General features: G+C 41.6%; 18 protein-coding genes and 1 pseudogene. 17 read left to right on the top strand and 2 right to left on the bottom strand.

Annotated elements, in window-relative coordinates; all coding sequences use genetic code 11:
- The first annotated feature begins 2 nt into the window (after positions 1–2).
- Positions 3–1,607, top strand: coding sequence for a teichoic acids export ABC transporter ATP-binding subunit TagH (gene tagH, locus ACRRMM_RS11590; RefSeq protein ID WP_428828638.1), 1,605 nt, complete (start codon positions 3–5; stop codon positions 1,605–1,607).
- A gap of 27 nt (positions 1,608–1,634) precedes the next feature.
- Here tagH and galU read toward each other — a convergent pair whose 3' ends face one another.
- Positions 1,635–2,516: a UTP--glucose-1-phosphate uridylyltransferase GalU gene (gene galU, locus ACRRMM_RS11595; protein WP_008343198.1), complete on the bottom strand. Its 882-nt coding sequence runs from the start codon at positions 2,514–2,516 to the stop codon at positions 1,635–1,637.
- Between the two features lie 268 nt (positions 2,517–2,784).
- Between galU and wecB the strand changes: the two genes are divergently transcribed.
- The gene (wecB, locus tag ACRRMM_RS11600) at positions 2,785–3,924 is read left to right on the top strand and encodes a non-hydrolyzing UDP-N-acetylglucosamine 2-epimerase (protein ID WP_008343196.1); all 1,140 of its coding nucleotides are present in this window, start codon (positions 2,785–2,787) and stop codon (positions 3,922–3,924) included.
- A gap of 129 nt (positions 3,925–4,053) precedes the next feature.
- A pseudogene (locus tag ACRRMM_RS11605) lies at positions 4,054–5,123 on the top strand (IS1182 family transposase); the annotation flags it as partial.
- 144 nt (positions 5,124–5,267) lie between these two features.
- Here ACRRMM_RS11605 and ACRRMM_RS11610 read toward each other — a convergent pair.
- Positions 5,268–6,188 (bottom strand): LytR family transcriptional regulator, encoded by a 921-nt coding sequence (locus tag ACRRMM_RS11610; RefSeq protein ID WP_008348305.1) that lies wholly within the window; start codon positions 6,186–6,188, stop codon positions 5,268–5,270.
- Positions 6,189–6,370: 182 nt separating this feature from the next.
- On the opposite strand from ACRRMM_RS11610, the gene ACRRMM_RS11615 reads away from it, so the two are divergent.
- The 14 genes from ACRRMM_RS11615 (at position 6,371) to tuaH (ending at position 22,792) form a co-directional block, all read left to right on the top strand.
- Positions 6,371–6,694, top strand: a complete 324-nt coding sequence (locus tag ACRRMM_RS11615; protein WP_110487142.1) for a LytA — start codon at positions 6,371–6,373, stop codon at positions 6,692–6,694.
- A 25-nt stretch (positions 6,695–6,719) separates the two neighbouring features.
- The gene (locus ACRRMM_RS11620) at positions 6,720–8,828 is read left to right on the top strand and encodes a SpoIID/LytB domain-containing protein (protein WP_144739612.1); all 2,109 of its coding nucleotides are present in this window, start codon (positions 6,720–6,722) and stop codon (positions 8,826–8,828) included.
- A 22-nt stretch (positions 8,829–8,850) separates the two neighbouring features.
- Positions 8,851–10,341 carry an N-acetylmuramoyl-L-alanine amidase gene (locus tag ACRRMM_RS11625; protein WP_024719256.1) on the top strand — a complete coding sequence of 497 codons (1,491 nt, stop codon included), beginning with the start codon at positions 8,851–8,853 and terminating at the stop codon, positions 10,339–10,341.
- 139 nt (positions 10,342–10,480) lie between these two features.
- Positions 10,481–11,971 (top strand): N-acetylmuramoyl-L-alanine amidase, encoded by a 1,491-nt coding sequence (locus ACRRMM_RS11630; RefSeq protein ID WP_428828637.1) that lies wholly within the window; start codon positions 10,481–10,483, stop codon positions 11,969–11,971.
- A 144-nt stretch (positions 11,972–12,115) separates the two neighbouring features.
- Positions 12,116–12,685 (top strand): hypothetical protein, encoded by a 570-nt coding sequence (locus ACRRMM_RS11635; RefSeq protein ID WP_019743577.1) that lies wholly within the window; start codon positions 12,116–12,118, stop codon positions 12,683–12,685.
- A gap of 198 nt (positions 12,686–12,883) precedes the next feature.
- Positions 12,884–13,543, top strand: coding sequence for a sugar transferase (locus ACRRMM_RS11640; RefSeq protein WP_008348294.1), 660 nt, complete (start codon positions 12,884–12,886; stop codon positions 13,541–13,543).
- Between the two features lie 18 nt (positions 13,544–13,561).
- Positions 13,562–15,013 carry a teichuronic acid biosynthesis protein TuaB gene (gene tuaB, locus ACRRMM_RS11645; RefSeq protein WP_331832880.1) on the top strand — a complete coding sequence of 484 codons (1,452 nt, stop codon included), beginning with the start codon at positions 13,562–13,564 and terminating at the stop codon, positions 15,011–15,013.
- Positions 15,010–16,194, top strand: a complete 1,185-nt coding sequence (tuaC, locus tag ACRRMM_RS11650) for a teichuronic acid biosynthesis protein TuaC (RefSeq protein ID WP_331832881.1) — start codon at positions 15,010–15,012, stop codon at positions 16,192–16,194. The genes tuaB and tuaC overlap by 4 nt, the downstream gene beginning before the upstream one ends.
- 75 nt (positions 16,195–16,269) lie before the next feature.
- A complete protein-coding gene (gene tuaD / locus ACRRMM_RS11655) occupies positions 16,270–17,607 on the top strand; it encodes a UDP-glucose 6-dehydrogenase TuaD (protein ID WP_017368147.1) in 1,338 nt (445 codons plus the stop codon).
- A 14-nt stretch (positions 17,608–17,621) separates the two neighbouring features.
- Positions 17,622–18,551: an NAD-dependent epimerase/dehydratase family protein gene (locus tag ACRRMM_RS11660; RefSeq protein ID WP_331832882.1), complete on the top strand. Its 930-nt coding sequence runs from the start codon at positions 17,622–17,624 to the stop codon at positions 18,549–18,551.
- Positions 18,552–18,590: 39 nt separating this feature from the next.
- Positions 18,591–20,057, top strand: a complete 1,467-nt coding sequence (tuaE, locus tag ACRRMM_RS11665) for a teichuronic acid biosynthesis protein TuaE (RefSeq protein ID WP_353816932.1) — start codon at positions 18,591–18,593, stop codon at positions 20,055–20,057.
- Positions 20,058–20,118: 61 nt separating this feature from the next.
- On the top strand, positions 20,119–20,796 hold the full coding sequence (tuaF, locus tag ACRRMM_RS11670) for a teichuronic acid biosynthesis protein TuaF (RefSeq protein ID WP_331832884.1): 678 nt from the start codon (positions 20,119–20,121) through the stop codon (positions 20,794–20,796).
- Positions 20,797–20,820: 24 nt separating this feature from the next.
- Complete coding sequence (tuaG, locus tag ACRRMM_RS11675; protein WP_135226382.1) at positions 20,821–21,576, top strand: teichuronic acid biosynthesis protein TuaG; 756 nt, start codon at positions 20,821–20,823, stop codon at positions 21,574–21,576.
- Positions 21,545–22,792: a teichuronic acid biosynthesis protein TuaH gene (tuaH, locus tag ACRRMM_RS11680; protein ID WP_050826656.1), complete on the top strand. Its 1,248-nt coding sequence runs from the start codon at positions 21,545–21,547 to the stop codon at positions 22,790–22,792. The genes tuaG and tuaH overlap by 32 nt, the downstream gene beginning before the upstream one ends.
- The last annotated feature ends 122 nt before the right edge of the window (positions 22,793–22,914 follow it).

The following is a 22,914-nucleotide window of genomic DNA, read 5'->3' on the forward strand; positions in this document are numbered from 1 at the left end:
CGATGAAACTAAAGGTTTCGTTTCGAAACGTATCCAAGCAATACGTCTTATATAAAAAGCAGTCTGACAAGATCAAAGGGCTGTTTTTTCCTAATAAAAATGAAAAAGGTTTCTTTGCCGTTCGTAATGTGTCGTTTGATGTCTATGAAGGAGAGACGATTGGTTTTGTAGGGATCAACGGTTCTGGGAAATCCACGATGTCGAATCTTCTAGCGAAAATCATTCCACCGACAAGTGGTGAGATTGATATGGACGGCCAGCCATCGTTAATTGCCATTGCGGCAGGGCTGAACAATCAGTTAAGCGGTAAAGACAACATTCGTTTAAAATGCTTAATGATGGGTCTGACAAATAAGGAAATTGACGATCTTTATGAAAAAATCGTAGAGTTTGCGGATATTGGAGACTTTATAGATCAGCCTGTAAAGAGCTATTCAAGCGGAATGAAATCCCGTCTTGGTTTTGCTATTTCAGCACATATAGATCCAGACATCCTCATTATTGATGAGGCACTGTCTGTAGGAGACCAAACCTTCTATCAAAAATGTGTGGATCGTATCACCGAATTCAAAGAACAAGGAAAGACGATCTTTTTTGTCAGTCACTCCATTAGTCAAATCCAAAAAATCTGTGATCGGGTGGCTTGGATGCATTATGGTGAACTTCGTATGTTTGATCATACGAAAAAGGTTGTGAAAGAGTATAAGGAGTTTGTTGATTGGTTTAACAAGCTTTCCAAGAAAGAAAAAAAGGAATACCAATTGAAGCACAAAGAAGGTCGAAAAGGCGTACAAAAGACAGAGAAGGTGTCTCGTTATCATGAGAACGGGAAACGACGTTCATTTTTTGGACCGGCATTTCAAGTGACCATGATAGCTGTTTTAACCATCTTACTTGCCCTTTCAATGTTTTCGGATCGCCCGCTTCGTACACTGGCAACATTTGGTGCAATTCCTTCAGGTAAAACAGAGGCGCCTCAGTCAACGAACCATGAGACGAAAGGTGCACCTAATGATATGAAAAAGATTGACCAACAGGCCATAGTTAAGGCAGATCCAATGACGGTTTATACAGACAGGGCCCTGAAAAAAAAGGCAGACGTCACATTATCGTTTGGACAAGAAGTAAAGGCTGTGGCTAAAAATAAACAAGCCGTTCAAATCAAAACAGCATCAGAGACGTATTATGTGAAACCTGATGCGCTACAAAACGCAGATGAATTGAAGCCGTTATCCATCGGACCAGCACAGTTCAATTCCTACGTATCACCCGCATCTGCGGGTTCGTATGAGTACTTACTTTCTTTCCTTGGAAAAGAAGAGTCTGTGCTGAAGCAAAGAATGCAAACACTTAGCTCGGTCAAAAGTGAGCAAGGTGATACCGTTGAGCGGCTGACCACTGAGAAAACCGATTATGTGATTCAAAATGGCCAGGCAAATACGATGGTGTTCCGCGAGATCATGCCTATCTCTCCTTCAACACTTGGACTGACAGAACAGAATGTCTGGATGAATGAGAAACAAACGAAGTTCGCAGTAAAGGGCGAACATAACCTGTTTGTCATTGATAATGAACAGCATACGCTGACCGTTTCAGCGATCAAATAAAAAAGCTGCCGATGCCGGCAGCTTTTTTTAATTCACTTCTTCTTTTTCAAGAAGTTGTTTCATAAATGGAATGAGTTTTTTCTTGAGCTCTTCATCTTGAAGGGCAAACTCTAGCGTCGTTTCAATGAAACCTTGCTTCTCTCCGACATCATATCGTTTTCCTTCAAAATCATAGGCAAATACACGCTGGATGTCATTGAGCTTTTGAATGGCATCTGTCAGCTGAATTTCTCCTCCTGCACCAATTTCTTGTTGATCAAGGTACATAAAGATCTCCGGCGTGAAAATGTAGCGCCCTAAAATGGCTAAATTGGATGGTGCGGTTCCTTGCGGCGGCTTTTCAACAAAGTTTTTCACTTGGTAGCGGCGCCCTTCTTGGGTAAGAGGGTCAATGATCCCGTAGCGATGCGTATCGCTGTCCGCTACCTGCTGAACGCCGATCACGGACGAAAGGGTTTTTTCATATTCATCCATCAGCTGGCGAAGTCCAGGTGTTTCGGCTTGGACGATATCATCACCTAATAAAACAGCAAAGGGTTCATCACCGATAAAGTTGCGTGCGCACCAAACGGCATGTCCGAGTCCTTTAGGTTCCTTTTGGCGGATGTAATGAATATCAGCAATATTAGAGGACTTTCTCACTTTTTCTAAAAGTTCACTTTTTCCTTTTTCTTCAAGGTTGCGCTCAAGCTCTGGCGCAAAATCAAAATGATCCTCAATGGCTCTTTTCCCTTTTCCAGTGACAATAATAATGTCTTCAATTCCTGACTCAACAGCTTCTTCAATAATATATTGAATAGTTGGTTTATCAACGATTGGCAGCATTTCTTTAGGCATAGCCTTTGTGGCAGGGAGGAAACGTGTCCCGAGACCTGCAGCTGGTATAATGGCTTTACGTACTTTTTTCAATGAACTTTGCACCTTCCTTACATAGATAACCGATTTAATAATCAATGTTAGTTCTTGGTCGTCTTTATAAAGTGTAACTTACAAATCATAGGAAAGACAAATGATTTCACTAAAAATGATTTTTAGATAGTTTACATTTTATATGTTAAATGTAAAGGAGAATAAATGATAACGTTAATTCAATGTAAATTTCTTTTTTATATCATTAAATTTATCCTCCAAATTGTGTATAATTGAAAGTATTATACTAGGAAAGAGGCATAAACAAGTGAAAAAACTAAATGTAATGACTATTTTCGGTACTAGACCTGAAGCAATCAAAATGGCTCCACTTGTCCTTGAACTTAATAAACATCCACAAATAAATTCAATTGTCACTGTAACAGCTCAGCATAGAGAAATGCTAGATCAAGTTCTTGAGGCATTTTCTATTACGCCAGACCATGATCTAAACATCATGAAGCAGCGCCAAACATTATCTGAAATTACATCAAATGCATTGTTGAAACTAGATCAATTATTCCAAGAAGAAAAACCTGATATTGTGCTTGTTCATGGCGACACAACGACAACTTTTGCAGGAAGCTTGGCCGCATTCTACCACCAAATTTCTGTCGGCCACGTCGAAGCTGGCTTAAGAACACACAATAAATACTCACCGTTCCCTGAGGAATTGAACCGACAAATGACAGGCACTATTGCTGACATTCATTTTGCCCCTACGGCTGAGGCGAAGCAGAATCTTTTAGTAGAAAATAAAAAAGAAGAGACCATCTGTGTGACAGGGAATACCGCCATTGACGCCCTGCAAACAACAGTCACAGAACAATATCAACATCCAATTTTAGAGAAGATCGGTTCAGATAAAATGATCTTATTAACGGCTCATCGCAGAGAAAATCTTGGTCAGCCGATGAAGAACATGTTTAGAGCGATTCGCCGTGTTGTCGAAGAATTTGAAGATGTTCAAGTCGTATACCCTGTTCATTTAAATCCTGCTGTTCGTGATGCTGCTCAGACAGAATTCAGTGATCTTGATCGTGTGCACTTAATTGAGCCGCTTGAAGTGGTTGATTTTCATAACTTCGCTGCTGCGTCGCACTTTATTTTAACGGATTCTGGCGGTGTACAAGAGGAGGCGCCTTCTCTAGGAAAGCCAGTACTAGTGCTGCGCGATACAACAGAACGCCCTGAAGGTGTGAAAGCTGGTACGCTGAAGCTCGCAGGTACAGATGAAGAGACCATTTATAACATGGCAAAACAGCTTCTAGTCGATCAGAAAGAGTACGATAACATGTCAAAGGCTTCTAACCCTTATGGTGATGGACAAGCGTCGAAACGAATTGTCCAAGAACTCCTTCATCGTTTTGGTTTAAGTGATGAAAAACCAGCCCCATTTCAATCATAAAAAAAGAAGACTACATTCCTGTAGTCTCAGGCTGTCGAGAAAATCTCGACAGCTTTATTTTTTCCCTTAAATTTTCCACTATCCCATTTTATAATAGAGAAAAGCATACTAAAGGAAGGTGTTTTTCTCATGTTCCACACTAGAAATTCTTCTCAGCACGAAGCCGAATTTGTTTTGCTAGATCAATTGGTCGAAGAGGATCACCTGCTTCGTAAAATTGATCAGTACATTGATTTTTCATTTATCATAGACAAAGTAAAACCATATTATAGTGAGAATAAAGGTCGTCCCTCACTTGATCCACTTATTTTGTTTAAAATGATGTTTATCGGATACCTGTACGGTATCCGTTCTGAAAGACAACTTGAAAAAGAAATTTACTATAACATGGCGTATAGATGGTTTTTAGGTTTAAACATCAATGACCCCGTTCCCCATCACTCGACCATTAGCTGGAATCGTCGTACTCGATTTAAGGATACAACCATTTTTCAAGACATTTTCGATGAAATTGTTCTTCAAGCCATCAATCACGATATGGTTGGAGGGCGCGTTCTTTTTACTGACTCCACTCATCTTAAAGCCAATGCCAATAAACATAAATATACAAGAAAAACGATTGAACAAGATACCCAGAACTATATAAATGAATTAGAAGAAGCGATCCAAGAAGATCGGGTGGCACACGGAAAAAAGCCCTTAAAGGTAAAAGAGGAGGTGAAAACGGAAAAAGACATTCGTCAAAGTACGACTGATCCTGAAAGTGGCTATCTTTATCGTGAAAACAAACCAGAAGGCTTTTTCTACCTAGACCACCGTACAACGGATATGAAGTACAATATCATCACAGATGCTCATGTCACGCCTGGCAATGTCCATGATTCCGTTCCGTATCTTGAACGATTGGATCACCAAATCGCACGATTTGGTTTTCAAGTAGACGCAGTTGCCCTTGATTCTGGTTATTTGACCAGCCCAATCTGTAAAGGTTTATCTGATCGCCATATTTTTGGTGTCATCGCACATAGACGTTTTCATCCAACAAGAGGATTATTCGAGAAGTGGAAATTTCAGTATGATTCTGAACACGATCAATACATATGCCCGAATGGTGAAAAGCTTTTATATACCACGACTGATCGAAAAGGTTATAGGTTCTACAAATCAGATCCTAAAAATGCACATCGTGTCCTTTCCTTGCAAAGCTAGGATAGGTGTGTGGGAGGCCTTTTTCATGTTTTTCCTTCGATCTCATCTATCATAATGATGGTGAAAATAAAAAAGATTGTAGAAAAACATGAGTTTCTCTACAATCTGAGACTACATTCCTGTAGTCTTCTTTTTTACTGCTCCAAACTATCCTTCAATTCCTTCTTCACTTTCGCTAAACTGCTGTCATCAAGCTGATAGTAATAAATATTATTGATTCTTGCGCCTGTACCTTTCAGCTCGTGCTGTTTCACATTTTGTCTTGCATCACGATAATCATTCATCATCGTCCACATGTCGTCAAAGGACATATTCGTTTTCATGTTGTTTTCAACGACTTTAAACATATCGCCGAATTTCGTAATAGATGAAATGTTAGCGCCTTTTGCAATGATGCCTTCAATGACTTGACGCTGTCTTTGCTGACGGCCGAAATCACCTTTAGGATCTTGCTTTCTCATTCTTGTATAGGCAAGGGCTTGATCGCCGTTCAGGTTAATTTCTCCTGTACCAAATGAATGGCCATCATAGCTGAAAGCAAACGTGCTGTTCACCGTAATGCCGCCAAGTGTATCCACAATGTCTTTAAAACTTTCCATATTCACTTTTACAAAGTAATCTACAGGTACATCAAGCAGTTCCTCTACTGTATCTGCAGCCATTTGTGTACCGCCGAAAGCGTAGGAGTGGTTGATTTTATCCATTGTGCCTTTTCCGACAATTTTTGTATACGTATCACGGGGGATACTCACCATCTCAGTTGTTTTCGTTTTCGGATTCACAGTCATGTATATTAATGTATCTGCACGGCCTCGGTCATTCTTTCTTTCATCGACACCCATGACTAAAATGGAGATCGGGTCTTTTTTACTTAAATCGACATCTTTGTCACGCTTATCTGACTTCTTTAAGTTCTCTTGAATGCCTGCGACAGTGGATGCGGCTGTATTCCAAAGATGATACGCGTATCCGCCAGTGGCTAATACGAATAAGCCAATAATCGATAAAACAATCCAAAGAACCTTCTTTTTCTTTCTTTTTCTCTCAGCTCTCATAATGTCCCTCACCTTTTCTATGATTCTTCCATGATTATAGGTTTACGAATCTTGATAAACAAGTTATTTTTTTACTCTGAACCTAGATATAGACGTTGTAACAAAAAAAAGGTTTCAAAAAACCTTAAATTTACCTTAAAATATTAAGTTATAAGACGATACAAAGACATGAGGTGAAAAAAATGAAGAAAATCGTCGTTTTACCGTTCTTAATACTACTACTAGGTATCTTGCTCACAGCATGTGGAACGGCTGAGCAATCCTCAGGAGAAAACAAGACAAGCAGTTCAACTCCTCAGGTGCTGGAAGAAAAAGCTGAATTTATTGGAATGGCTGATGCACATACAGTCGAAGTAAAAAAAGTGAATACGACCTTAAGCTATGAATTTACGGATAATTTTAAAGATGTATTAAATGAATTTAAACCAGGTGACAAAGTAGAAATCTCTTACTTTATCAATGACAAAGGTCAAAAAGAAATTCAAAAGATTGAAAAACAGAAGTAAAAAAAGATGGGCGGGATGAACAAAATTGAAGAAAACAGGCATTACACTTATCGTTCTCATGACACTGACACTACTAATTGCACCTTTTCAGTCTGCCATGGCCAGCTCGACAATTTCAGTGAAATTGTCTAATTATATCGGAAACAAAAACAGCATGGATTTCTCAACAACGGGGGAATACAAACTATCAGGATCAAATGTCGCTGTGACGAAAAGATACGACGGCAAAAATCGTTACGAAGTAGCCAATAGTATTGCTTCTGCAGGATGGAAAAATCCTTCAACCGTTGTGATTGTGAGCCGAGATGCTTTTGATCATGCCATTTCTGTATCGCCGTTAGCATACAAATTAGGCGCCCCAATTTTGTACACGAACATTGAAAAGCTAACGAAGACAACCGAAAATCAGTTGAAAAAGATGAATCCTGATAACATCTTAATTGTCGGGAATACGAAAAGTATTTCAACAGCTGCTGAGAAATCAATCAAAAAGTATGGAAAAGTGAGACGCATTAGTGGGAAAGACAAATTTGAAATTTCCCAAAAAATCGCCAAAGAAATGGGTAACTATAAGCAAGCAATTGTTGTCGGCGGGAACTCATTCATGAATGGGATTGCAATTGCATCCTATGCATCGAGAAAAGGATACCCAATCCTATTAACAAAAAAAGATTCCATTCCGTCTTATAAAATGCCAAGTAAAGTCATTATCATCGGCAGTACAAAAAGTACGGGACAAAAAGTAGAAAATCAAATCAAGAAAACCTCACAGGTGACACGAATCAGCGGTGCCAATCGCTATGAATTATCTGTGAATATCATTAAAAAATTAAACATTAATGCAGATAAAGTGTACTTGGCAAAAGCCTCTAGCTATATTTATGCAATGCCTTTGTCGCAATTGGCTGCAAAATCTAACAGTACCGTTGTGTATGTGAAGCCGGATTCTGTCACAGCGTCATTAAAAGCATTGCTGAAAGAAAAAGGTACATATGCTTACCATCTTGCTGGTAGCACAAGTGCGATTACAGATAGTTTAAAAAATTCTTTAGCCAAACAAGTCTATCTGAAAAAAAATCAGAACTACCAATTGAATATTTCTAACGGAAAAATTTCATTAAAAGGCATTAAGACGTATAACACATTAAGAGTTGTTCCTGAGAAATATTCAACCAAAAATGTCCTTCAAATCGCAGGGAAGCCTTACTTAGGTAACGTCAACTTTGCCATTGAATCAGGATATATCAGGCCGACTAATGAAAATATTCCATTTGAAGACTATCTAAAAGGTGTTGTGCCAAACGAAATGCCTGCGAGCTGGCATGTTGAGGCATTAAAAGCACAAGCTGTTGCCGCTAGAACGTATTCAGTGAAAAGTATTGGAAAAGTCGTACCTGATACAACAGCCTTCCAAGTATATGGAGGATATAACTGGTACACAAATTCGACAAAAGCTGTGGATGCCACAAAAGGCAAGGTTCTGAAATACAACAATCAACTTATTTCAGCCACCTATTATTCTAGTAATGGCGGATACACTGAGGCGAGTGAAGAAGTATGGGGGAATGCACTGCCATACTTAGTCGCCAAGCAGGACACAAAAGATCCTGTCAATGCGTGGACACTGAAGTTGTCTAAAAAGCAATTAGGCACTACGTTGACTACAAGTAAAGCAGCTTCTGAGTGGTCTAAGGCAAAAGAAGCCAATGCTGCCGACCTTGCTGGTCTAAAATCATGGCTGTTGAAAAATAAAGAAACAGCTGCATCTGACATGAGAATTGCATCTATTTCAAGCCTAACATTCTCAGGAAAAACAAAAGGTCAGCGTGCGAAGACCGTTTCAATCAAGCTGAATTACCATCTGAAAAACAAAACAGGTACGTATACAGTGAACAAAAGTACAACGGCAAGTATGAAAATGACAGAGTTTAGAACAGTCATGGGCGCAACAAAGGTGAAAAGTACGTTTGCGTCAGTAAAGAATAATACAAATGATTTCACGATTTCAGGAAAAGGTTATGGTCACGGCATTGGGATGAGTCAATACGGCGCCAAAGCTAGAGCTGAATCTGGAAACTCGTATTCTTCTATACTTTCGTTCTACTATCCAGGTACAAAACTAACAAACTATTAAGAATAAAAGGAGGACTTAGAAGATGCGCTCAATGATCAAAACAGCCATCCTCAGCCTCATCGCCATTTTCGTTATTGTTCCAACAGCTTCAGCAGATAACTCGGTCTCCCGAATTGATGGTGGGAGCCGGTATGCTGTAGCAGCAAACGTAGCGAAAAAAGGATGGGGAACAGCAAGTACAGTTGTTTTAGTGGGGAAAACTGCATATGCAGATGCAACAGCAGGAATTCCACTGGCACATCAAAAAAATGGACCAGTTCTTTACACAAATAGTACAAGCCTTTCTGGAGATACAAAAAAAGCCTTAACGGCTTTAAAAACGAAGACAGTTATTGTTTTAGGCAGCACATCAAGTGTGTCAAACAATGTGGTCAATCAAGTAAAGAAAATGGGCATCTCTACACAACGTATTTCAGGAAAAAACAGATATGAGCTATCGGCAAATATCGCGAAAAAAATGAAAACGCCAGCTGGCGTCGTTGTGGTTGAAGGGTCATTCTATGCACATGGAATTGCCATTGCACCTGTAGCGGCACAAAAAGGGTTCCCAATTCTATATACAGATAAAAAGGGCCTTCGTTCTGAAATCGCTTCTGTTGCAAAAGCAAGCAATGTGAAACAAACCATTGTCGTAGGCGGAGAGAATTACGTCACAAAAGCAGCTTATAATCAATTAAAATCTCCAACGCGAATCAAAGGCTCTACTCGTTATGACGTGGCTGCGAATATTGTGAAAAAATACAATATGAGCACAAATAATACCTATGTAGGAAGAGGGTTTGGCTATGCCACTTCATCTTCTGCGGCAGGAATTGCAGCAAAGCAAAACAAAGCATTGCTCCTAACGAATGAAAAGACGCTGCCAAAGGTAACAAGAGCGACGATTAGCAGCAAAAAAATCACCAAATTCACTGTCGTTGGCAGTACAAATACAGTGACACCAACTGTCGTGAATCAATTGAAAAATCCTGTCGTTGGCAAAAAAGTATTCATTGACCCAGGTCATGGCGCTCATGATTCAGGAGCGGTAGGCTACGGATTATATGAGAAGAACTTAAACTTAGATGTAGCCAAACGTCTAAATACAAAGTTAAACAACGCAGGTGCACTTGTGACGATGTCAAGAACATCAGACACATTCGACAGTCTTCAAACACGGGTGAGCAAAGGTGCGTCAGCAAATGCAGATATCTTCATCAGTGTCCATGCGAACTCAAATGATAACAGCAGTGCAAATGGAACTGAAACGTATTATGACAAAACATATGCGGCAACAAACAGCTTGAAGCTTGCGCAAAATATTCAGCCTAAAATGGTCAGTGCATTAGGAACAAGAGACCGTGGCGTGAAGACAGCTGCCTTCTACGTCATTAAATATTCTAAGATGCCAAGTGTTCTCTTAGAAACTGGTTTTGTTTCCAGTCCAGTTGATTCAAATATTTTGAAATCCGCTACTTATAAAGATCGATTAGCGTCAGGTATTTCAAGCGGTGTTTCAGGCTATTTTAGATAAGAAAACATACAGATGAGGGGTGCCTAAGATACACCTCTTAGGCTGCTCGAGAAACGACTCTCGGCAGCCTTTTTTCAAAAGTACATGAAGTGTTTCCGGGTTCCAGGATGAAGGGTTCAAAACCAAGGAGGTTGACTTCATGCATTCTTATATCAAATGTTTTGTTTTAATTGTGGTTTCACTATGTTTATATGCACCAACAGCATTTGCGCAGCACAATGTATCGAAAATTGAGGGAAGTAATCGATATGAGGTGGCAGTTAACGCTGCAAAACGAGGCTGGTCGACAGCACCTACAGTTGTTTTAGTAGGCGGTGAAGCTTATGCAGATGCGCTAAGTGCTGTGCCGTATGCCTTTCAGCAAGGAGCCCCAGTGCTGTTAACGAATACTAGCAGTCTTTCAGGTGCAACTAAGTCAGGTCTTCAGCAGTTGAAAACGAAGCGTGTCATCATTCTTGGCGGAACCGCAAGCATTTCGCAAAAAGTCGTAGCGCAGCTAAAAGCAATGAATCTATCCGTATCGCGAATACAAGGAAAGAATCGATATGAATTGGCGGCAAACGTTGCTAAGCAAATGAAGAGTGCTGATACAGCTGTGATTGTGAATGGTTCTGCTTATGCAGACGCTGTGGCGATTGCTCCGTATGCTGCAAAACAGGGCTTTCCTATTTTATTAACCGATGCAAAAGGGCTGCGGCAGGAAACAGCCAATCTATTAAAAAGCAAAGCGGTGAAACGGACGATTGTGATTGGCGGGGAAACAAGTGTCAATCAAGCAGCCTATCAAAAGCTGCCATCACCCGTGAGAATCAGCGGAGCTAATCGGTATGAAGTGGCAGCCCGAATTGCGAACACATACCCGATGAAGACAACCCAAACGTATATGAGTAACGGCTATGCATATGCCGATGCGGCAGCTGCGGCAAGTACGGCAGCCAAGCAAGGGCAAACCCTTCTTCTTACAGACACTCAATCAGTGCCAGATGCGATTCGTCGTGTCATTGGGTCTAAAAAGATTTCAACATTTACAGTGTTGGGCGGAACATCAACCATACGAACCAGTGTGATCACACAGCTGAAAAATCATGTGTTAGGTGAAACCATCTTTATTGATCCAGGTCATGGTGCACAGGATGCTGGAGCGGTAGGAAATGGGCTGTTTGAAAAAAATGTTAATCTGGATGTCGCGTTAAAACTGCAAGCAAGGCTCAAACAAGCGGGTGCGCTGACGGTCATGTCTAGAACATCTGATACATTTGATTCCTTGCAAACACGTGTAAGCAAAGGATCACAGGCTGGTGCGGATGTGTTCATCAGCATCCATGCCAATGCAAATGATCATAGCGGTGCAAATGGAACAGAAACGTATTATGATGCGACGTATGCTTCGGCCAATAGTTTAAGGCTGGCACAAAAGGTACAGCCCCAGATGGTGAAAGCCCTTGGCACAAGAGATCGCGGTGTGAAGACAGCAGGATTCTACGTGATCAAGTATTCAAAAATGCCCAGCATCTTGCTTGAAACGGGGTTCGTAACTAGTCCGATTGATGCCAGTATATTAAAATCAACGACTGCCAAGGAGCGGCTGGCTTCAGGAATCGCAGCAGGTGTATCTCAATATTTTGAATAAAATAGATCGGATGAATGATATGTCAAGTTAAAAATACATTTCATTTCAGGTTATTTTTGTTATAATCGAAACATAGAGGGTGGATTTTTCACGTATTTGCCTTCCAATGACAGCAAATCGACAAATCATGAAGAGGTGACGATCTTGAAAAAATTAATCACAATGCCGTTTTTAGTCTTACTTTTAGGTGTAATGCTCACAGCATGCGGCACATCAAATCAGTCAAACGATAACAATACGGATAACAGCAAAAAAGAAACAACTGAAGCAGCAGATCAAAAGAAAGAAAATGCAACAGACGAAAAGACGGAAGACAAGTCTGCAAGTGAAAAAGCAGATGATGAAAGCAAAGAAACAGCTGCTCAAACAGAAGACCAAGCAGGTCAATCTGATGAAGATGCAAAAGAAAGCTCAAGTAAGGAAATCACAAAAGAAGAAACGACAAATGATCAGTCAAAAGCTGAATCTAAAACAAAAAAAGAATCTACAACGAAGAAAAATGAAGTCACCAAAGAAGGCACATATGTCGGTTTGGCTGATGGACATACAATTGCTGTCAACATTGATGGAAAAGAAGTAGCCATTCAATTCGGAAATACATTTTCTAAACAAGTGAACAGCCTAAAAGAAGAATCAAAAGTGAAAGTAACTTATACAAAAGATGCAAACGGAACGCTTAGACTGAAGACGATCGAATCCGTAAAGGCAAAATAAAAAAAGACACGTAGACCCGCAGAAATGCGGGTCTTTTTTACGTTTAAAAGGGCATAACTTGATATAAGGGCACATTCTTAACACACTTTTACAAGACTTAACAGCCCATTTACATTTGCTTAATGTTGCTCTGCTAAACTGACTTTCATAGAACATCTCTTTACACAACAACTACTTTGAATGGTGAGGTGCAGGTCAGTGAGCGCAGAGAAAGCGATGAACCTTTACAGAGAATATGAAGTGAGACGAAACCACTCTTTTGCTTTAACAGAACATATGGTTCGATATTTATTTGCAAAACGTTTCATAGATGTCGTGTTCTCGTTCATCGGATTGATGTTGAGTACGCCAATCATTTTACTGTTTGCCCTTTTAATCAAGCTAGAAACACCAGGGCCAGCCTTTTATATGCAGGAAAGGGTCGGAAAAGACGGTGTCTACTTTAAATTATGGAAGCTCAGATCGATGAGAACCAACGCAGAAAGCGGAGGAGCGAAATGGGCGCAAAAAAATGACCCTCGTATCACCAAAGTGGGGGCATTCATCAGAAAAACAAGAATTGATGAACTGCCGCAATTTATCAACGTGTTAAAAGGAGAAATGAGTATTGTAGGTCCACGTCCTGAAAGACCAATGTTTACTGCCGAATTTAATCGGACGATTCCAGGCTTTACAAAAAGACTGACAGTGAAGCCGGGGCTGACTGGTCTTGCTCAAGTAAATGGGGGATATGAAATGAGTCCAAGTGAGAAATTATCACATGACTTACAGTATATTCAAAACTTGACATTTTCTCTCGACACGAAGATTATGGTAAAAACGTTAAAAGTCATCGTGACTGGTGACGGAGCCAGATAAGTAAAGTAGGGAAGAGAAATGGCAAGTATGAAAAATCGCCTGCTGGGCGGAGCAAAATGGACAAGCTTGTCCGCATTGATCATTACCATCATCCAAATTGCACAGTTCGCCTTTTTAGGAAACGTAATGTCACTGAAAGAATTTGGACTCGTTGGCATGATCACAACGGTCACAATATTTACACAGATTTTACTTGATCTAGGCATCGGTGCTGCGATCATTCAAAAGGAACAAACGACGGAACGTCAATTATCTACATTATATTGGATCAACTTGCTGACGGGAATTCTCTTGTTTTGTGTATTGATCCTTGCAAGTCCCTTGATTGCCGCCTTTTATGCCAGACCTGAGCTGGAAGGCTTGCTCAAGTTATTATCCATTATGTTTCTCATTGCACCAATTGGTCAGCAATACCAATACATGATGCAGAAAGATTTAGCCTTTAAAACCTTAAGTACGATTGAGACGATAGCGACGATCATTTCGCTGATTGTTCTACTGATCCTAGCCTTTTTTATCAATCCAATTGTGGCCTATGTGATCTCTCAAGTGCTGCTTCAATCAGGAAAAGGTCTCATGTATGCAGCGGCTTATTGGAAGAAGTGGCGCCCAGCACCCGTTTTCGCATTAGGGGAAGTGAAAGAGTTTTTCTCCTTCGGGGCTTTCCAGCTTGCGTCAAGACTAGTCAATCGGGCAGGCTCAAATATCGACATGATTTTAATAGGACGGTTTCTTGGAGCAGAAGCTTTAGGGATTTACAGCCTGGCTTATCAAATCGTCACAATCCCGGTGCTGAAAATTAACCCGATTGTGACGAGAGTGGCTTTCCCAGTTTTCGCAAAAAGTCAGCGTGATCATTCTAGGCTGCGTGAGGGCTTCCTCAGTATGACGAATATGCTCGCACTCATTAGTTTTCCACTCCTCATCGGTCTTGCTGCCGTATCAGATAGCTTTATAGAAGTGGTGTTTGGAGAGAAATGGCTAGTGGCGGTCCCGGTTTTGAATATTTTGTGCATTGTTGGTCTACTCCGTGTGCTGATGAATCCAAATGGTTCCATCCTTCTTGCAAAAGGGAGAGCGGACTTAGCTTTTTATTGGGATACAGGCATGCTCATCGTATATGGATGCGCCTTATATGCAGGAGTCCATACTGGCAGTCTATTGACTGTAGCTTGGGTCTACTCAGGGGTCAGCCTGCTGAACTTCATTGTCGGCAGGTGGCTGATGGCTTATGTCATTCAGCTAAATATGAAGGTGTATGTAAAATCACTCGTAAAGCCTGCTGTCATGACGCTGTTAATGGCCGCCTGCGCAGTGACTGTTCATCAAGGGATGAAGCTGACATCAGCGGATATACTGCTTCAATTACTACTCACGATTGGTTTAAGTGCGGCTTTATATAGCTTGCTGCTTGTCAAAATGTATCCGCAGATGGCAGGGAAATTTTGGAGAAGAGGTCGTTCGTCATGAAGGTGCTATGGCTGACAAGTGTATATCCTAGTGAAAAACATCCAAGTGAAGGCGTCTTCCATGAAACGCAAGTGCAGGAGCTGGTCAAAAAAGGCGTAGAAGTGAGCGTGATTTGTCCTACTCCTGTCAATCCGCCCATCTTACGGATGCTTAAAGCTTCCTATCGTCAGAGAAAAGATCTTCCCGAGCAGGAAGTGAGGTGCGGCGTGCCGGTTTACAGACCGCCCTATACAGCGCTGCCTGGACAGCTAAAATGGGCTCAGCCGAGTAAACGAATCGCAGCTTCTGTCCTGCGCGCAATGGAGCGTTATGAACTGTCACCGGATTTCATCCATGCGCACTTTGCCATGCCGTCTGGCGGCGCAGCAGCTGTGATCAAAAAGGAAGCAAACATCCCTTATCTTCTGACCTTACACGGCAGTGATGTGAACGTCTATCCAACCTATAGCCAAGGGGCGCTTGCAGCCTTCGAAGCAGCAGTAAAACAGGCGTCTGCTGTTCTCACAGTGAGTGAAGAGCTGGCAAAGAAAACACATGACATGACAGAGGTGGATGCACAATGTCTCCCGCTGGGAATTCCGCTCAAGTCATTTTCTAGAACACCAGGGGATCAAACAGCGATCAGAAAGCAGATCGGTTTACCGCTTCACGACAAGCTCGTCGTTTTTGTCGGCCGTTTAGTTAAAGAGAAAGGTTTGCTTGAATTAGCGGAAGCTGTCAGCGGGATGGAGGGTGTAAAAGCCGTCTTTGTCGGAAAAGGCCCCCTCGCAAAGGAGCTGGCCGAACGGGCGGGAGAATCCATTATACTCCCGGGGCAGGTGCCGAATAAACAAGTCAAACATTATTTAATGGCAGCTGACCTGTTTGCCCTTCCATCCTACAGTGAAGGAATGCCGACTGTCGTCCTTGAGGCGCTCGCTTTAAAACTGCCTGTCATCGCAACACGGGTTGGTGGTCTCCCATCACTATTTTCTACCTATCAACATCTGCTCATTGAACCGCGTTCAACGAGTCAGCTAAAAGAAGCGATTCACGCTTATCTTTATGAAAACAGATGGAACGAGCAAGTGAAGAACGATCTTCACCACATCGTCCATACAGATTATTCATCATCACATAATGCTACGCTCCTGATTCAGCAATATGAAAAGGTGCTGAATCAATCAACATCCACCGTTTAAACAGGATGAAATGTGCAAAGACTGATAGATAAACAGTTTGGAACGACCAATATGCTTTTACTGAGAGGATGAAACATGTTGAAGAAAATTGCTGTGATTGGAACAGGATATGTCGGGTTAGTATCGGGTACTTGTTTTGCTGATATCGGAAATCGCGTCATTTGTTGTGACATCGACGAATCAAAAATCAACAGCTTAAAAAGCGGTCTCGTTCCAATTTATGAACCGGGCTTAAAGGAATTGATTGAGAAGAATACAGAAGAGGGAAGATTGTGTTTTACAACCAATATTCCCGCTGCAATTCGAGAATCAGAGATTATTTATATTGCGGTAGGAACACCAATGACACCTCAGGGGGAAGCGGATTTAACATTCGTGAAAGCTGTGGCTCAAACGGTTGGGGAACACCTGAATGGCTACAAAATCATCGTGAATAAGAGCACAGTGCCGGTTGGAACAGGACGTCTTGTTCAAGCCATTGTTCAAAAGGCTTCACGCAGTAAATATCCATTTGACGTCGTCTCCAATCCAGAGTTTCTGCGGGAAGGTTCAGCTATTCAAGATACGATGAATATGGAGAGAGCGGTGATTGGCTCTACAAGTGCACATGCATCCACGATCATTAAAAAATTGCATGATCCGTTTCAAACAGAAGTGGTTGAGACCAATCTAGAAAGTGCAGAAATGATTAAGTATGCGGCAAATGCCATGCTCGCCACAAAAATCTCATTCATCAATGACATTGCGAACATTTGCGAGAGAGTTGGTGCTGATGTGGAAAAAGTCAGCGAAGGCGTTGGGTTAGACAGCCGGATCGGGCATAAATTTTTAAAAGCAGGCATTGGATTTGGTGGTTCTTGTTTCCCAAAAGATACGATGGCTCTTCTCAAAATTGCCGAAACAGCTGGCTACCGGTTCAAGCTGATCGAATCTGTCATTGAAACTAACAACCACCAAAGAGCCCATCTTGTCAGCAAACTGATGAGTGTGTTCGGTGATATTAAAGGAAAAACGATTTCCGTTTTAGGGCTCGCATTTAAACCAAATACAAACGATATGCGTTCAGCGCCAGCACTAGATATTATCCCAATGCTGAGAGAGCTCGGAGCTTTTGTCAAAGCCTATGATCCAATTGCTTATGTAGAAGCAGAAAGAGAGCTTGGCCCGCAGGCGGTCTTCAGCAATGATCTCTATGAAACAGTGAAAGATACAGATGCTTGTCTCATCTTAACGGAATGGGATGACGTACAGAAGATGGATAAGGATCAGATCAAGCAGCTGCTTCGTTCTCCCATTTTAATTGATGGAAGGAATTTGTTTGATCCAGCAGAAATGAAAGAGAGAGGATTTATTTACCAGTCCATCGGCCGCCCAGGCGTATGGGAAACAGAATTGGTATCGAAGGCACAATAATAGGGGGAACTTGGATGAAGAAAGTATTGGTCACTGGGGGAAGTGGATTTATAGGATCTCATACGGTAGAGGCTTTATTAGAGAAAGGATATGAGCCTATTGTTCTTGATAACTTTTCAACTGGATCGAAGGAAAATATCGCTCATCTATCCGTACAATGCATTGAAGCAGATGTCACAAAATCAGAAACGGTCGATTTGATCAAACACATTGCACCAGATTATATCATTCATCTTGCAGCGCAAGTGAGTGTAGCCGTTTCGGTTCAACATTTCGTCTACGACGAAGAGGTCAATATTAAAGGTTCGCTGCATGTGATCAAAGCAGCGGCTGAAGCCGGGGTGGAGAAAGTGGTGTTTGCCTCATCGGCAGCAGTCTATGGAGACCCAGTCTATCTGCCGGTCGACACAGCTCATCCACTGCAGCCTGGTTCACCTTATGGCTTGTCGAAACTGACAGTTGAACGATACTTAGAGATGGCAAAATCACTCTATGATGTGGACTATTGTATTATGCGGTACAGCAATGTATATGGTCCGCGCCAAGACGCACTTGGTGAAGGCGGTGTTGTCTCAATTTTTTCTGATAAGTTTGCAAAGCATGAGGCACCTTTCATCTTCGGAAACGGGGAACAAACAAGAGATTTCATCTATGTAGGCGATCTAGCCGCAGCGAATGTTGCAGCTTTAACAGCTCAATCAAACGTTTGTTTAAATATCTCAAGTGGTCATTCCATCACGGTGAATGAGCTGTTTCAAACGATGAAGCGAGTCACGAGATCAGATCTTGAACCGATTTATAAGCCTCAGCGTGCAGGAGATATTGTGCATAGTACATTGGAAAATGAGGAAACGAAACAAGTCTTAACATGGGAGCCTGTTGTGAGTTTACAAGAAGGTTTGGCTCGTACTATTTCCTACTATGAACAGGAAGTAAAGGCTTAATCCCTCAAATCGGATGGGTTGCTTAGGAGGAACATGGGTATGAGTGTGAAACAAACAGCATGGCAAATCATAATCGGATGTATGTTATTAGCAGCAGGTATCGGGCTTGTACAAATGGCATCCGCACAGTCTATCGGGTTAAAGAAGATGGTGGTCATTCCGGTTTTGATTGTGGTGCTCATGGTGGCTGCTATATGTATGAAGCTCTACATGAATGGTGAACACATATTCATGTCAGCCATTTACCTTTTAATTGCATTAACATTTCTCAATAATGCTTTTTTCTCTATTAGTGTTGGGTTCTTTAGTCTCTTTCTCTACCGCATCATGCTCTTGGCTGTCTTTGCTTTATTCATATGGCGGATGAGAGACAAAGGAACGTACATATCCCAGTGGCAGCAAATTCGTGTTAAAGGCATTCTTGGTTTTTTCGCTGCATGGTTTCTTTACGGGCTCATCTCACTGCTTTGGGCTCATTCGGTCACAGACGGCCTGAAATATATGTCTCTTCTTGCGATGGGAATGGGTTTTGTCTTTCTTGTGGTCATGTACATTCAGCGAATGGATCAGATCGTGACTTTTTATAGTATTTGGCTAGTCATGACTGTATTTGTGATGGGAATCGGGTTCTATAATCACTTGACCTTGAATCATTTACCGAATACCTCATTGTATCTTGGACCAGCGTACAAACAGCACTATCCTACGGCTGTCTTCTTTAACCAAAATGACTTTGCGACGTTTTTATCTATTAGCTTTTTCTTATATGTGGCGTGTATGCGCCAAGTGAAAAATGGTTATATCAAAGCGTTCGGATTACTAGGAGCCATCTTAGCGCTGTATCTCATTTTGTTAACAGAATCGCGCGCCAGCTTGCTTGGCATATTAGCTGGAGCGGCAATCTATGTATGGTTGCTGATGCCTCGCTTTTTAAAAAAGTGGTCCATCATGGCAGCAGGCGGGCTTGTTATCATCTGTATCGCCATTTTTTCAGCCAAAATCTATTCTATCTTTTATGACTTGTTTCTCGCTTCTCAGGTCGCTCATTCTTTTAGCGAACCACTTCCGTCCAACATTGCCCGGGCGAATTTAATCAAAAACGCTTGGCATTTCTTTACGAATTCATACGGTTTCGGAGTCGGAGCGGGCAATGTGTCTTATTACTTAGCTCACTTTTCTATCTTTGATACAGATCAGGTCGTTGAAGTTCACAATTGGCTGCTAGAGGTGATGACGAATTTTGGGTTTGCCGTCATGCTAGGTTATATCTCAGTGTATGCCTATCTCATGTTCTCACTGTACAAACAATACCAATTGGCTGACACGAGATCAGCCAAGATGATCATTGAAGGTCTATTTGCTGCCATGCTGAGCTTTCTCGTCTCAAGTATCAGTCCTAGTTCCGTCTCGAATTTATATTTCCACTGGGTGTTTCTAGGGCTGGTGATCGCAGCGGTCAATATCATGAAAAATAAACAGCGCTTCAAGCCGTGGGCAAACGTGTGATGCTGAGTTTGTATGGCTACACTAGTGAAAAAGCAAATACGTCAATGTTGGGAGAATGAGCATGTCTGGTTTGATGTTAAGAATAGGGAAGCGAATGAAAAAATATATCGTCTGGCTTGTGCTGCTGCCTGTCGCATTAGCTACTTTTGGTTTCTTTTTTGCCAAAGGGACAGTAGAACAGTCTAGTTACACAGCTGCTGTGACCTTGACGCTTGGGAAATATGACGACGGTGTGTATAACAATCTGTCAGAAGTGACATCTCTATTAAAAAGCGATGCATTTCTGAATCAAGCACTCCGTGATGTAAAGGAAGAAGAAAGGCAGAATGTGAAAAATCGTTTGATTCTCACTAACCAATCCGATACACAATTGCAGTTGTCGTTTACAGATGCTGATCAAGCTCGAGCTTTGGCGGTAGTGAAACAAGTGTCAGATACATTTTTAAAGCAGGACAAAGCCTTATTTACGAAAAGACAGCAAGTCATTGAAAGAAGACTATCCGCTCTTGAAGATGAATCTGTCAGCAATGACTCCAAAGTCGATAAAGAACGATTTTTATATGAATTGGAATCGACAAAGCTCGGGATGAAGCAGGCAAAGATTGTCGATCCTGCCCAAGTACTTGATGAAGGGAACAAAGGGATGTCAGCGAAAAAACGAGCACTGCTTGGACTTGTCATTGGCCTTAGCATCTCGCTTATGTTTGTGGTGTTACCTGAAGTGTTCAAAGAATCTTAATGATGAACTGGAGATGAGTCTTAGGTGAACAATCAACCGTTAGTATCAATTATTACACCGGCGTATAATGCGGAACGTTATTTAACGGATACAGTTCATTCCGTCCTTGCCCAAACCTATTCCAACTGGGAGCTGATCATTGCAGATGATTGCTCAACAGATGGCACAAGGAAGTTGTTAGGGGAATTAAGTCAGACGGACGACAGAATCAACGTCATTTATTTAGAGGAAAACGGGGGAGCCGCTATTGCTAGAAACACAGCCATCAAACAGGCGAAAGGCCGCTTTATCGCTTTTTTAGATAGCGATGATATTTGGAAACAGACAAAGCTCGAAAAGCAGGTCAAGTTTATGTTAGAAAATGATCATGCCTTTACTTTCACGGCATATGACATCATTTCAGAAAATGGAGAGCCGTTACAAAAAACCGTCACAGCGCCGGCTCAGTTGAACTACAATGAAGCTTTAAAAAATACGATTATCGGCTGTTTGACGGTGATGCTCGATCTTCAACAAGTAGGACACGTGGAAATGCCAAACATTCGAACAAGGCAGGACTTAGCCACATGGCTCTCTATTTTAAAAAAAGGATTTACTGCCTATGGAATGAGTGAGCCGCTCAGTGAATATCGCATCGTGGGAAACTCGATTTCTAGTAACAAGTGGAAAGCAGCGAAAAAAACATGGTTTGTCTATAGAGAAATTGAGCAGCTTCATTTTGTGAAAGCATCTTGGTGTTTTATGCACTATGCCACAAATGCTGTCAAAAAGCGTTTATAAACAGAAGGGAAAAAAGGTGATAAAGGTGAAAGCAGACTCGATCATACATGTGATTGTCGCAACGGGAGAATGGGGCCACGATGGCTTAAGGTACAGACGGCATCGACTGGCGGAATTTCTTGCATCTGATCCAGAAACGAAAGAGGTCATCTGGGTATGCCCATCTTCCACTCGTCATTCAACTCCCTTTCAGCCTATAACGGATCGAATGAAGCAAATGACCATTCCTGATGTGCTCAAGAGCAAGTTTTTTCGCTTTGGCCGTTATCAAGATATGTTTTATTTTCATAAATTATCTCCTCTTCTTGAGCATTTGCGTCAAGAAGAAAAGCAGGGCATAGCCGTCTGTTTATGGTATACGTTTCCGGGATTTCCGCTCTTATCTTCTTTATTTGAATGGAAACATATTGTGTATGATTGCAGTGACCTGTGGGGAGAGCCCATCAGCGGAAAAAACAACATTCTCTCTTATATGAGACAGCGAGTCATTGTAAAAGCTGAAAACCGCATTATTAAATATGCACACAGCATTACATGCTCTTCACAATACTTACATGATCAAATCAAAAAAAGGCTCATGGGTGAACCGAAAGATGTCTTTACAGTAGAAAATGGCGTCGAGTATGATGTGTTTGCAAAAAGCAACCTCCCTAGCAGGGAAGACGTGCTAGAGGGAAGAGAGGGAACGGTTCTTGGCTTTATAGGTGGGATCAAGCCGAAGCTCGATTTTGACATGATCGCTCAAGCTGCTCGAATGCAGCCAGATTGGACATTTTTATTTGTCGGTCCGGATGGAACGAATGGAGATCCATCTTTTCAGCATGCACTCAAACTGCCCAATGTCATATGGACAGGAGCAGTCGCACCAGAAGAAGTGCCTGCTTATATGAAATTAATTGATGTAGGGATGATGCCATACAAACAGTCTCCTTACAATCAAGCGGTTTTTCCGCTCAAGCTGTATGAATTTTTAGCTGCCGGAATCCCTGTTGTTGGTTTAAATCTTCCATCAACGGAAAGGCTAAAAGAGAATGATGTGTATGAATATGTAGAGGGCGAAGATCCAGCTCTCTTCGTCGAAGCCTGCCAGAAAGTGATCAGTAAAAAAGATGACATGACATGCAGACATCTAAGACAAAGCCGGGCAATGAAAAAAGATTGGCACGCACTGTTCACAAACATGGTGGAATTAACGAATATTAAAGAAAACGCATAATTCATTCAGGATTGTGCGTTTTTATTTGTTTCTTCTTCTTAGGGGGAGCTTGTGATCATCCTATATTCAATTGTATAATGGAAAGAGCGGCCAATATACAAAATACAGATTTCAATTTAGAA

Origin of the sequence: Bacillus sp. XT-4 (genome assembly GCF_050864245.1) — a bacterium.
GTDB lineage: Bacteria > Bacillota > Bacilli > Bacillales > Bacillaceae > Bacillus > Bacillus altitudinis.